Origin of the sequence: Streptomyces sp. TN58, from assembly GCF_001941845.1 — a bacterium.
GTDB lineage: Bacteria > Actinomycetota > Actinomycetes > Streptomycetales > Streptomycetaceae > Streptomyces.
Genome location: NZ_CP018870.1, coordinates 5,317,412 through 5,329,262, shown reverse-complemented (window position 1 = coordinate 5,329,262; position 11,851 = coordinate 5,317,412). Strand labels below are relative to the sequence as shown.

The window sequence follows — 11,851 nt, the reverse complement described above, 5'->3', positions numbered from 1 at the left end:
ACACCCCTAGGACGACGCCGTGCCCTGGACTCCGCCTTCGAGACCTACGCGCAGGAGCCTGCTCGCCGGGGCCGCCGGCGTCGCCGGTACCGCGCTGCTGACCGGGTGTACCGGCGACCGCCCGGCGGCCTCCGACCCGGTGGTTTCACTCGAACGGCGGATGCGGGAGGCGGCCGTCCGTGACAGTGCCCGCTTGCTGGAACGTTACGACGCCACCGCCGCCGCCCATCCGGACCTGGCCTCGCGGCTCGCCCCCCTGCGTACCGCCGTCGCCGCGCACACGGCGGCCCTGTCCCCCGCCGCCGGGCCGGGCTCGCCGTCCCCCACCGCCTCGCCGTCCGGCGGGACGGGGGCAGCGGCGCCCGCGGCGAGCGCCGAGCCGGTGCCGGCGAAGCCCGCCGACGCGCTGACCGCTCTCGCCGACGCCGAGCGGAGCCTGTCCGAGGCGCGGACCATCGACCTGGCCGGCGCGCCGGGTGAGCTGGCCCGGCTGCTGGCCTCGGTGGCCGCCTGCGGCGCCGTACACGTCCACCTGCTGACCTCGACCCCCGGAGCGAAGCCGTGAGCCCCGAACCCTCCACCGCCGGACGGGCCCTGGAGGCCGCCCAGGCGGCCCTCGCCGCCGAGCACGCGGCCGCGTACGGGTACGGCGTCATCGGCGCGCGTACCGCCGGTGCCCGCGCCGCGGAGGCCCGGGAGGCGTACGGCGGCCACCTCGGCCGCCGTGACGCGCTGGCCCGGACCGTGCGCGAGCTGGGCGGGGCGCCCCGCCCCTCGGAGGCGGCCTACACCCTGCCGTTCGAGGTCCGCGGCCCCGCCGACGCCGAGCGGCTGGCCGCGGTGATCGAGGACCGGGTGGCCGGCGCGTACTCCGACCTGGTGCGGGCGGCGGAGGGCCCGCTGCGCCGCGAGGCGGCCGACGCGCTGAGCGCCGCGGCCGTGCGCGCGGCACGCTGGCGCGGTGTCGGCGTAGCCTTCCCTGGGCTCGCCGAACGCGCACAGCCAGCCCCCACCAGCTGAAAGGGACCACGCACGCATGGCTTTCGAACCGCCGCAGCGGCTTGTACGGGCGCTCGGCGAGATGCCGGGAACGGCGCAGGACACGGACTGGCTGGGGCAGCTGCCCGGGCTCACCGAGGCCGCGCTCTCCCGGCGGGGCCTGCGGGCCCAGCGGGTACAGGCCCCGGGCGGCCGCAGCAGCCTGGTCGTCCTGGTCACCTACGCGGACGGCACCCCGGCGGCTCTGAAGCTGGCGCCCCCGCACGCCCGGCCCGACCGGGAGCTGGCCGCGCTGGCCCACTGGGGCGGCTTCGGCGCCGTACGGGTCCTCGACACCCGCCACCACGAGGAGGACGGGGCCCTGCTGCTGGAACGGCTGCACCCGGAGGTCTCGCTGCGGTCCCTGCCGGAGGCGAAGGCGCTGCTGGAGGCGAGCGGAACGCTGCGCCGGCTGTGGGTGGCGCCGCCCGCCGGGCACGGGTGGGAGACGGTGGCGGAGCGCACGGGGGTCCAGTCGGCCGCGCTGAAGGCGTCCCCGGCGGAGGTGCGGGCGCTGGCCGACGCGGCGCTGGCGGCGCGCGAGGAGCTGCTGGCGGCGCCGCCGGAGGAGCTGCTGCTGCACGGGAACTTCCGCCAGGGCAAGGTCCTGGCGGCCGAGCGGGCCCCGTGGCTGACGGTGGGACCCGACCCGCTGGTCGGCGAGCGGGCGTACGACCTGGCACGGCTGGTCCGGGACCGGCTGGAGGACCTGGTGGCCTCCTCGGCGGGCGCGGCTGGGGCCCGGCGCCGGGTGAACAAGCTCGCGGACGCGCTGGAGGTGGACCGGGACCGGCTGCGGGGCTGGACCCTCTTCCGGGCGGTGGAATCGGGCAACCGGGCCGTGGCCGCGGGCCGCGGGCGGGACGCGGAGCTCCTGCTGGAGTTCGCCGCCTGGCTGTAGGGCATACCGTGAATAGGTAGGTATGTCCGGCAGGGGGCCGCCATGGTCGAGGAACTGCTGACGGCAGTGGTCGCCGCGGGTGCGGGCGCCGTGGTCTACCTGGGCGCCGCGGCCCGGGTGGTGAAGCAGTACGAGCGGGGGCTGGTCTTCCGCTTCGGCAGGCTGCGCGAGGAGATCCGGCCTCCGGGCTTCACCATGATCGTTCCCGTGATCGACCGGCTCCGCAAGGTCAACATGCAGATCGTGACGCTGCCGGTGCCCGCGCAGGAGGGCATCACCCGGGACAACGTCACGGTGCGCGTCGACGCGGTCGTGTACTTCAAGGTCGTCGATCCGGCGAACGCGGTCGTGGCGGTGGAGGACTACCGCTTCGCCGTATCGCAGATGGCGCAGACGTCGCTGAGGTCGATCATCGGCAAGTCCGACCTGGACGACCTGCTGTCCAACCGGGAGATGCTGAACCAGGGCCTGGAGCTGATGATCGACAGCCCGGCGGTGGGCTGGGGCGTGCAGATCGACCGGGTCGAGATCAAGGACGTGTCGCTGCCGGAGACGATGAAGCGGTCGATGGCGCGGCAGGCGGAGGCCGACCGCGAGCGCCGGGCCCGCGTGATCAACGCGGATGCGGAGCTGCAGGCCTCCCACAAGCTCGCCGAGGCGGCGGAGGTCATGTCCGAGCAGCCCGCGGCCCTCCAGCTGCGGCTGCTGCACACGGTCGTGGCGGTCGCCGCCGAGAAGAACTCCACGCTGGTGCTGCCGTTTCCGGTGGAGCTGCTGCGTTTCCTGGAACGCGCCGCGCCACCGCCTCCGGCGGCGGCCGCGCGGGAGGAACCGGCCTCGGCCGGCCCGGCTTCCGAAGGCCCCGGGCCGGCCGAGGTCGACGCCGCGGGAGCGGACCGGCGGGCGGCCGTCGACCGGACGGCGCAGGAGCCGGCCGGGATCGACGCCGCTCCGGCGGACGAGGCGGCGGTCCTCGGCCGGGCGGCGGACCCGGCCCTCGGGGCCGGGGACCCGGCGCCGTTCCCGGACGAGTCCCCGCCGTAGCGGGTGCCCTGCCATCGAGGACCCGGCTCCGGTCGGCCCGGCTTCCGAAGGCCCCGGGCCGGCCGGGGTCGACAGCGCCGCCTGCGGCCCCGGGCCGGACGGCGTGCCGCTGCGCGGGGCCTTCTCCCCGCCCCGCCCTTCCACCGTTCCCCGGGGCTCCGCCCCGGACCCCGCGCCTCACACGCCGGCGGGGCTGGAATCGCTCAGGCTGCGGGAGCGGCGTCGCTCAGGCGGGCGAGGGCTTCGGCCAGGGGCAGCTCCTCGCGGGTGCCTGTGGCGCGGTTCTGGAGTTCGACGACCTCGTCGGCCGAGCGGCGGCCCGCCACCAGGATCCACGGCACGCCGATCAGCTCCGCGTCGGTGAGCTTGACGCCCGGGGAGAGGCCCGGGCGGTCGTCCAGCAGGACCCGCATCCCGGACTCGGCCAGGGCCGTGGCCGCCTGTTCGGCCAGCGCCAGCGGTACGGCCTTGCCCGCCGCGACGACGTGGACGTCGGCCGGGGCGACCGCCGCCGGCCAGCACAGGCCGCGCTCGTCGGCCGTCTGCTCGGCGAGTGCGGCGACGGCGCGGGACACGCCGATGCCGTAGGAGCCCATCGTGACGCGTACCGGCTTGCCCTCGCGGCCCAGCACGTCCAGTCCGAAGGCGTCCGCGTACTTGCGGCCGAGCTGGAAGATGTGTCCGATCTCGATGGCGCGGTCGAGCCGCAGTCCGGCGCCGCAGGAGGGGCAGGGGTCGCCCGGTTCCACGACCACCACGTCGAGGTACTGGTCGACCTCGAAGTCCCGGCCGCAGACGACGTTGCGGGCGTGGGTGTCGGCCTTGTTGGCCCCGGTGACCCAGGCGGTGCCGGGCGCGACCCGCGGGTCGGCCAGGTAGCGGACCTTCTCCAGGCCCTGGGGGCCGACGTATCCGCGGACGAGGTCGGGCCGGTCGGTGAAGTCCTCGGCGGTGACGAGCTCGACGACCGCGGGGGCCAGGTGTTCACCCAGCTTGCCGAGGTCCACTTCGCGGTCCCCGGGCACGCCCACGGCGACGATCTCGCCGTCGACCTTCACCAGGAGGTTCTTCAGTGTGGCCGAGGCGGGGACCCCGAGGTGCGCGGCGAGGGTCTCGATGGTCGGAGTGTCGGGGGTGTCCACCTCCTCCAGGGCCGGGTGCTCCGCGGACACGGGCGTCAGCGCGAAGGTGACGGCCTCGGTGTTGGCCGCGTAGTCGCAGGAGGGGCAGTCCACGAAGGTGTCCTCGCCGGCTTCGGCGGGTGCCAGGAACTCCTCGGAGGCCGATCCGCCCATCGCTCCCGACACGGCGGAGACGATGCGGTGGTCCAGCCCGAGGCGTTCGAAGATGCGGACGTAGGCCTGGCGGTGGAGCCGGTAGGACTCCTCCAGTCCCTCGTCGGAGACGTCGAAGGAGTAGGAGTCCTTCATCTGGAACTCGCGGCCGCGCAGCACGCCCGACCGGGGCCGCGCCTCGTCGCGGTACTTGGTCTGGATCTGGTACAGCATGACCGGCAGGTCCTTGTAGGACGTGCACTGGTCCTTCACCACCAGGGTGAAGATCTCCTCGTGGGTGGGGCCGAGCAGGTAGTCCGCGCCCTTGCGGTCCCTGAGCCGGAAGAGCAGGTCGCCGTATTCGGACCAGCGTCCGCTGACCTCGTACGGCTCCTTCGGCAGCAGGGCCGGGAGCAGCACCTCCTGGGCGCCGATGGCGTCCATCTCCTCGCGGACGACGCGGCTGACGTTGTCCAGGACCCGCTTGCCGAGCGGCAGCCACGTCCACACTCCGGCGGAGCTGCGCCGGACGTATCCGGCGCGGACCAGGAGCCGGTGGCTGAGGGTTTCGGCGTCGGCCGGGTCCTCCCGGAGGGTCTTGGCCATGAGGCGGGACATGCGCTGTACGTGATGTGTGGACATGCGGGGAGGTTACCGGGGCGCCGTCGGCGCCCGGTAACCGTTTCAGGCCCTGGTCAGGGGCAGTGGGGCGCCCATGACGGCGTACGGCAGGCCCGCGCTCGGGAAGTGGACCTGGCGGGCGAGGTCGACGTAGCCGAGGGCCCGGTAGAGGCCGCGGGCGGGGCTCTCGGTGTCGATGGCGGAGAGGATCGAGCGGGGTTCGGAGGCGGCGTCGGTGAGGGTGGTGATCAGGGCCCGGCCGATGCCGTGGCCCTGGAAGCCGGGGTGGACGTGCAGTTCGGTGATGACGAAGGAGCCGTCGAGCCAGTCCTCGTGTCCGCCGGCCCGCAGGTAGGGCTCGACGATGGTGGACCACCAGTGGGTGCGGTCGTTGGGCATGCCGTACACGAATCCGGTGAGCGCGCCGTCCTCGGCGAAGGCGCCGAGGGCGCGGGCGCCCTTGCAGGTCATGTGGCGCTGGACGATGTAGCGCCGGATGCCGACCTCCTCCTCGCTGAGGCCGAAGGCGACGGCCTGGACGCGAAGGGCCTCGTCCACGCGGGCGGCGAGGTCGAGGGGGCCGATACGGACTCCGGAAGGCAGCATGCGGCGACCTTACTTCGCGGTAAGGGTGCGCCGGAATGCCGCGTGCGGGGTCGTCCGGCGGTTCAGAACAGCACGCTCATGAACGCGCCGACCTCACGGAAGCCGACCCGGCGGTACGCGGCCCGCGCGGCGGTGTTGAAGTCGTTCACGTAGAGGCTGACCACGGGCGCGACGTCGCGCAGCGCGTACTCGACGACGGCGGCCATCCCGGTCTCGGAGTGGCCGCGGCCGCGGAACTCGGGAGCCACCCAGACGCCCTGGATCTGGCAGGCGCTGGAGGTGGCGGCGCCGATCTCCGCCTTGAAGACGATCTTGTCGTTCTCGACGCGGGCGAAGGAGCGGCCGCCGGCGACGAGCTCGGCCACCCGGGCCTGGTACAGCAGTCCGCCGTCCCCGGCCATCGGCGAGACGCCGACCTCCTCGGTGAACATGGCCACGCACGCGGGCATGATCAGGTCCATCTCGTTCTTGCGGATCCGGCGGACCTGTGGATCGGCCTCGACCGTGGTGGAGGGGCGGTCGATGACCATGAGGGGCTGGTGGGCGCGGACTTCGCGGGCCGGGCCCCAGCTGGGTTCCAGAAGCTGCCACAGCCGCCGGGTCGGCTCGGCGGGGCCGACGATGGAGGAGCAGCGGCGGCCGGTACGGCGGGCCCGGTCGGCGAAGGCCCGCACGGCGTCGGGCTCGGCGCAGACGGGCACGAGGTTGGCTCCGGCGTAGCAGAGCGAGCGGAGCTCGCCGTCGGCGTACCAGCCCCACATCTCGCCGCCCAGGCGCCACGGGTCGAGCCCGGCGACCTGGACCCGGGAGGTGACGAAGGCGTTCTCGACCGGCTCGCGTCCGAGGATGTCGAGCGCGGCGTCGAGATCACTGGGCTCAAGGACCCGGGTGGTGGTCTGCGTCAACACTGGGGCCTCACCATGCCAAGTCTGCTGATCTCCGCACTGTACCCGGCAGCGCCCGACGATGCCGCGTCCACAGGTCACGAAAAGGCCCCGGCCCCGCTCCCGAACTGCGGGAACGGCACCGGGGCCAGGCGAGCCGAGCCTGAAGAAAGTCAGACTCCGATGGCGACGGACGGTTCGCCGCTCGGGATGCCGTCGGCCTCCATCTGTGCGGCGATCTTCATGGCTTCCTCGATGAGGGTCTCGACGATCTTCGACTCGGGGACGGTCTTGATGACCTCGCCCTTGACGAAGATCTGGCCCTTGCCGTTGCCGGAGGCGACGCCGAGGTCGGCTTCGCGGGCCTCGCCCGGGCCGTTGACGACGCAGCCCATGACGGCGACGCGCAGCGGGACCTCCATGCCCTCAAGGCCGGCGGTGACCTCTTCGGCCAGCTTGTAGACGTCGACCTGGGCACGGCCGCAGGAGGGGCAGGAGACGATTTCCAGGCGGCGCGGCTTGAGGTTCAGCGATTCGAGGATCTGGATGCCGACCTTGACCTCCTCCGCCGGCGGGGCGGAGAGGGAGACCCGGATGGTGTCGCCGATGCCTTCGGAGAGCAGTGCGCCGAAGGCGACGGCGGACTTGATGGTGCCCTGGAAGGCGGGGCCGGCCTCGGTGACGCCGAGGTGCAGGGGGTAGTCGCAGGCGGCGGCGAGCTGGCGGTAGGCGTTGACCATGACGACCGGGTCGTTGTGCTTGACCGAGATCTTGATGTCGCTGAAGCCGTGCTCCTCGAAGAGGGAGGCTTCCCACAGCGCGGACTCGACGAGCGCTTCGGGGGTGGCCTTGCCGTACTTCTTGAGCAGGCGGGCGTCGAGGGAGCCGGCGTTGACGCCGATGCGGATCGGGGTGCCCGCGTCGTTGGCGGCCCTCGCGATCTCCTTGACCTTGTCGTCGAACTGCTTGATGTTGCCCGGGTTCACGCGCACGGCGGCGCAGCCGGCGTCGATCGCGGCGAACACGTACTTCGGCTGGAAGTGGATGTCGGCGATGACCGGGATCTGCGACTTCTTGGCGATCACGGCGAGCGCGTCGGCGTCGTCCTGGGTCGGGCACGCCACACGGACGATGTCGCAGCCGGAGGCGGTGAGCTCGGCGATCTGCTGGAGCGTCGCCCCGATGTCGGAGGTCCGGGTGGTGGTCATCGACTGGACGGAGATCTGTGAGTCGCCGCCGACGGCCACCTTGCCGACCTGGATCTTGCGGCTGACCCTGCGGTCGGCAAGCTTCGTCGGCACGGCCGGCATTCCGAGAGAGATGGCAGTCATCTGCTGTGCAACCCCAAGGTGTGGATCAAGGTCCCGAGATCGGCGGGCTCCAGGCTTCGAGATTACGCCAACCCAGGGGCGTGCCGTGCATCCGAGGGGGTGCGCCACCCGAACGTAGGGAGCCGGGCACGATCCGTGCCCGGCTCCGGTACGACCCGGGTACGCCCCCGCGGGCTAGGTGATCTTGATCGGGTTCACCACGTCCGCGACCATCACCAGCAGGGTGAAGCAGATGAACAGGCCTGCGACCACGTAGGCGACGGGCATCAGCTTCGCCACGTCGAACGGGCCGGGGTCGGGGCGGCGGAAGATGCGTGCGACGCCTCGCCGGAGGGACTCCCAGAGGGCTCCGGCGATGTGCCCGCCGTCGAGGGGGAGCAGCGGCAGCATGTTGAAGAGGAACAGCGAGAGGTTGAAGCCGGCCAGCAGGTTGAGGAAGAAGACGAGCTGGTGCTGGGCGGGGATGTCGAGGGTGAAGATCTCACCGCTGACGCGTGCGGCGCCGACGACGCCCATCGGACTGTCCTGCTTGCGTTCGGCGCCGTTGAAGGCCGCGTTCCACAGGTCGGGGACCTTGGAGGGCAGGGCGACGAGCGACTGTACGCCGGCCTCCATCATCTCGCCCATGCGCTCGACGGACTGGCCGAAGGACTGCGGTACGTAGCCGGAGGCGGGTGCGAAGCCGAGGAAGCCGGCGGTGACGTACTCGTCCTTGACGTACCTTCCGTTGCCGTCGGTCTTGGCGACCTTGTTCTCGATCAGGTTCGCCTTGAGGTCGACGCGCTCGCCGGCCCGGACCACGGTGATCGTGGCGGCGCCGACGGTGGCGCGGATGTCCTTCTGGAGGGCGGACCAGTCGTCGACCGGGCGGCCGTTGAAGGCGACGATCTTGTCGCCTGCCTTCAGGCCCGCCGCCCTGGCGGGTGCGGCCGGGTCCTCGGGCCGGCACTTGTCGCGCTTCTCGCTCTGCTGGATGACGCAGTCCGAGACGGTGGCGACCGAGGTGGTCTGGGTGTTCAGCCCGAAGGTCATCAGGGTGGTGAGGAAGATCGCCACGGCCAGGACGAGGTTCATGAACGGCCCGGCGAACATCACGATCACGCGCTTCCACGGCTTGCGCGTATAGAACAGCCGGGTCTCGTCGCCGGGCTGGAGCTCCTCGTACGCCGCCGAGCGGGCGTCCTCGATCATCGACCGGAACGGCGAGGTGGACCGGGCGGTGACCTTGCCGTCCTCGCCGGGCGGGAACATCCCGATCATGCGGATGTAGCCGCCCATGGGGATGGCCTTGATCCCGTACTCGGTCTCGCCCCTCATCCGCGACCAGATGGTCGGGCCGAAGCCCACCATGTACTGCGGCACGCGGATGCCGAAGAGCTTGGCCGTGGAGAGGTGCCCCAGTTCGTGCCACGCGATGGAGACCAGCAGGCCGACCGCGAAGATCACGATTCCGAGCACCGTCATCAGAAGTGTCATGCGCGCGCCTCCGCGGCGGCCCGTGCCGCCATCTCCCGCGCCCGGGCCCTGGCCCAGGCCTCTGCTTCGAGGACGTCCTGGACGGTCAGGGAGGTTCCCGACTCCGGCGTCCCGTGCTCATCGACCACGGCAGAGACCGTATCCATGATTGCTGTGAACGGCAGCCGACCGGCCAGGAACGCCTCTACGCACTCCTCGTTCGCCGCGTTGAAGACGGCGGGTGCGGTGCCGCCGAGGGCGCCCACGTGCCGGGCGATGCCGACGGCGGGGAAGGCCTCGGTGTCCAGCGGGAAGAACTCCCAGGTGGAGGCCTTGGTCCAGTCGAAGGCGGGGGCCGCGTCGGGGATGCGCTGGGGCCAGCCGAGGCCGATGGCGATGGGGCCGCGCATGTCGGGCGGGGTGGCCTGGGCGAGGGTGGAGCCGTCGGTGAACTCCACCATCGAGTGCACGTACGACTGCGGGTGGACCACGACCTCGATCTGCTCGAACGGGATGTCGTAGAGGAGGTGCGCCTCGATGACCTCCAGACCCTTGTTGACCAGGGTCGCCGAGTTGACGGTGATCACCGGTCCCATGGCCCAGGTCGGGTGCGCGAGCGCGTCCTGGACGGTGACCTTCGCCAGTTCGGCGCGGGTGCGGCCGCGGAAGGGTCCGCCGGAGGCGGTCACGACGAGCTTGCGCACGTCGGCGCGGGTACCGGCGGCCAGTGCCTGGAAGAGCGCGGCGTGCTCGGAGTCCACGGGGATGATCTGGCCGGGCTGCGCCAGGGCCTTGACCAGGGGACCGCCGACGATCAGCGACTCCTTGTTGGCCAGGGCCAGGGTCCGGCCGGCCCGCAGGGCGGCGAGGGTCGGCGCGAGGCCGATGGATCCGGTGATGCCGTTGAGGACGGTGTGGCACGCGGAGGCGGCGATCTCGGTCGCGGCGTCCGGCCCGGCGAGGATCTCGGGCAGCGCCTCGCCCGGACCGTACTGGGCGCTCAGCGCCTCTTTCAGGGCCGGTACGGCGTCCTCGCGGGCGACGGCGACCTTCTCGACGCGCAGCAGCCGGGCCTGCTCGGCCAGCAGCGCCACCCGGCCGCCGGCGGCGGACAGTGCGGTGACCCGGAAGCGGTCCGGGTTGCGCAGGGCCAGGTCGATGGCCTGGGTGCCGATGGAGCCGGTGGACCCGAGGATCACGATGTCCCGGCGGCCGGCCGCGGCGTCGAAGAGGAGGTGCGGGTCGGCGAGGGGGGCTGGACGGTCGCTCATGCCCCCCATTGTTGCCGCTCGTCAGGGGCGGCCTGACACGGAGCCCCCTTCCGTGACCCGCAGGAGGAGGTGCGGGAGCGTTCCGGCGAAGTCGGGGAGCGTGCGGGCGGTCCGCCACCAGGCCTGCGGGTCGTCGCCGAGGGCGACGGTGAGCAGCCGGTACGCCTCCGCGTGGGCGGCGAGGACGGCGCCGGGGTGGTCGTGCCGGTCGGGGTGGTCCACGTCGCCGAGCCAGTGGTCCTCGTCCAGGGCCCAGCAGGCGGGGAGCTTGTGGCGGATCACGTCGACGCCGGTGAGCAGGCCGCGGTCGAGGCAGTCGCGGACCCAGCGGATGTCCTCCTCGACGCTTTCCATGGGCACGGCGAGGCTCGCGAGGGCCAGTTCGCGTTCCACGTCGCCGGTGGGTTGGGCGGCCGTGGGCACCAGGTGGCGTACGGCCCGGGTGAGTGCGGGGTCCGCTTCACCCGCCCCGTCCGGTTCGGGCAGGGTCCCGTCGGTGATTCCCGCCACCAGTGCGGGCAGCGGCCCGGGGTGGCCGGGGGCGTGCCGCAGGAGTTCCGCCCACAGCCGCGGGTCGTCCCCCAGCGGGCGCAGGGCCCGTATCACCGCGGTCTGCATGCCGGCCTGTTCGGGCAGGGTCCAGCGCAGGGAGCGGCGGGCGGGGAGGTGGCCGAGGAGCAGGGTGTGTCGGGCGGGGGCGAGGTGGGTGACGAGTTCCTCGTGGGTGAGGCGGCCCATGCGTACGGCGCGTACGGCGGGCCGGTGCCAGGAGCGGTCGTCCGCCGGGGCGGCGGTGGCGAGCAGCCGGCCGGCGGTCCGCGGTGGCAGGTCGGCGACGAGCAGCACCGCCTCGACGGAGCCGGCCGGCAGGGGCAGCCGGGAGTGCTCGGCGATCAGCTGTTCCGGGTCGAGTTCGTGGGGCAGCGCCAGGATGTCCAGGGGTACGCGTGGTCCGCGGCGGCCGTGGCGGCGCAGCAGGCCGGCCAGTTCGGCGGTGGTGAGGGGTTGCGCTTCGGGGTCGCGGCCGAGTTCGGCGCGGAGCACGGGCAGGAGTTCCGGCGGTGTGCGGCGGCGGGCGTAGCGGGCGGGTCCGGGCAGGCCGGGCAGGGGCCGGCCCACGACGCGGGGGTTGCGGGCGATGTAGCCGCGGTCGGCGGCGTTCCCGTGGCGCAGGAGCAGGGTGACGGTGGAGGCCGCCAGCCATTCGTCGCGGCAGAGGTACTTCAGGGTGGGCCGGTCGAGCCGGCGGGTCATGTCGACGACGACGTGGTCCGGTGCGTGGCGCAGCAGGTGCGCCACGCACCAGGCCAGCCGTCGGCTGGTGCGGTCCTGCTCGGCCGTCGGCATCGTTCTCGTCCGCCTCGCGCTGTGCTCGTACGCGTGCCGGGTCCGCACGCGTACTCATCCTCGTACGTCTGTCCGACGT

The 11,851-nt window shown here is 72.9% G+C and carries 11 protein-coding genes; 4 read left to right on the top strand and 7 right to left on the bottom strand.

The features are described 5' to 3' along the window. The first annotated feature begins 19 nt into the window (after positions 1–19). The 4 genes from BSL84_RS24405 to BSL84_RS24390 are packed head-to-tail and all read left to right on the top strand — an operon-like array spanning position 20 to position 2,983. Complete coding sequence (locus BSL84_RS24405) at positions 20–565, top strand: hypothetical protein (protein ID WP_045321681.1); 546 nt, start codon at positions 20–22, stop codon at positions 563–565. Further along, a complete protein-coding gene (locus BSL84_RS24400; RefSeq protein WP_045321682.1) occupies positions 562–1,020 on the top strand; it encodes a DUF4439 domain-containing protein in 459 nt (152 codons plus the stop codon). The genes BSL84_RS24405 and BSL84_RS24400 overlap by 4 nt, the downstream gene beginning before the upstream one ends. A gap of 16 nt (positions 1,021–1,036) precedes the next feature. Further along, on the top strand, positions 1,037–1,939 hold the full coding sequence (locus BSL84_RS24395; protein WP_075971114.1) for an aminoglycoside phosphotransferase family protein: 903 nt from the start codon (positions 1,037–1,039) through the stop codon (positions 1,937–1,939). Between the two features lie 42 nt (positions 1,940–1,981). Then, complete coding sequence (locus tag BSL84_RS24390) at positions 1,982–2,983, top strand: slipin family protein (protein WP_234363502.1); 1,002 nt, start codon at positions 1,982–1,984, stop codon at positions 2,981–2,983. A 203-nt stretch (positions 2,984–3,186) separates the two neighbouring features. Here BSL84_RS24390 and BSL84_RS24385 read toward each other — a convergent pair whose 3' ends face one another. From BSL84_RS24385 to BSL84_RS24355, 7 genes are all read right to left on the bottom strand, one after another. Then, entirely contained in the window at positions 3,187–4,899 is a 1,713-nt protein-coding gene (locus BSL84_RS24385) for a proline--tRNA ligase (RefSeq protein ID WP_075971113.1), read from the bottom strand. Positions 4,900–4,941: 42 nt separating this feature from the next. After that, positions 4,942–5,484, bottom strand: coding sequence for a GNAT family N-acetyltransferase (locus BSL84_RS24380; protein ID WP_030037179.1), 543 nt, complete (start codon positions 5,482–5,484; stop codon positions 4,942–4,944). A 62-nt stretch (positions 5,485–5,546) separates the two neighbouring features. Next, positions 5,547–6,392, bottom strand: a complete 846-nt coding sequence (locus BSL84_RS24375; RefSeq protein WP_030037182.1) for a GNAT family N-acetyltransferase — start codon at positions 6,390–6,392, stop codon at positions 5,547–5,549. A gap of 149 nt (positions 6,393–6,541) precedes the next feature. Further along, positions 6,542–7,699, bottom strand: a complete 1,158-nt coding sequence (gene ispG / locus BSL84_RS24370; protein ID WP_037666354.1) for a flavodoxin-dependent (E)-4-hydroxy-3-methylbut-2-enyl-diphosphate synthase — start codon at positions 7,697–7,699, stop codon at positions 6,542–6,544. A gap of 174 nt (positions 7,700–7,873) precedes the next feature. Continuing rightward, positions 7,874–9,175: a M50 family metallopeptidase gene (locus BSL84_RS24365; RefSeq protein WP_045321685.1), complete on the bottom strand. Its 1,302-nt coding sequence runs from the start codon at positions 9,173–9,175 to the stop codon at positions 7,874–7,876. Further along, on the bottom strand, positions 9,172–10,434 hold the full coding sequence (gene dxr, locus BSL84_RS24360; RefSeq protein ID WP_030037187.1) for a 1-deoxy-D-xylulose-5-phosphate reductoisomerase: 1,263 nt from the start codon (positions 10,432–10,434) through the stop codon (positions 9,172–9,174). The genes BSL84_RS24365 and dxr overlap by 4 nt, the downstream gene beginning before the upstream one ends. A 12-nt stretch (positions 10,435–10,446) precedes the next feature. Next, positions 10,447–11,820 (bottom strand): hypothetical protein, encoded by a 1,374-nt coding sequence (locus BSL84_RS24355; protein WP_159393552.1) that lies wholly within the window; start codon positions 11,818–11,820, stop codon positions 10,447–10,449. Positions 11,821–11,851: the final 31 nt, after the last annotated feature.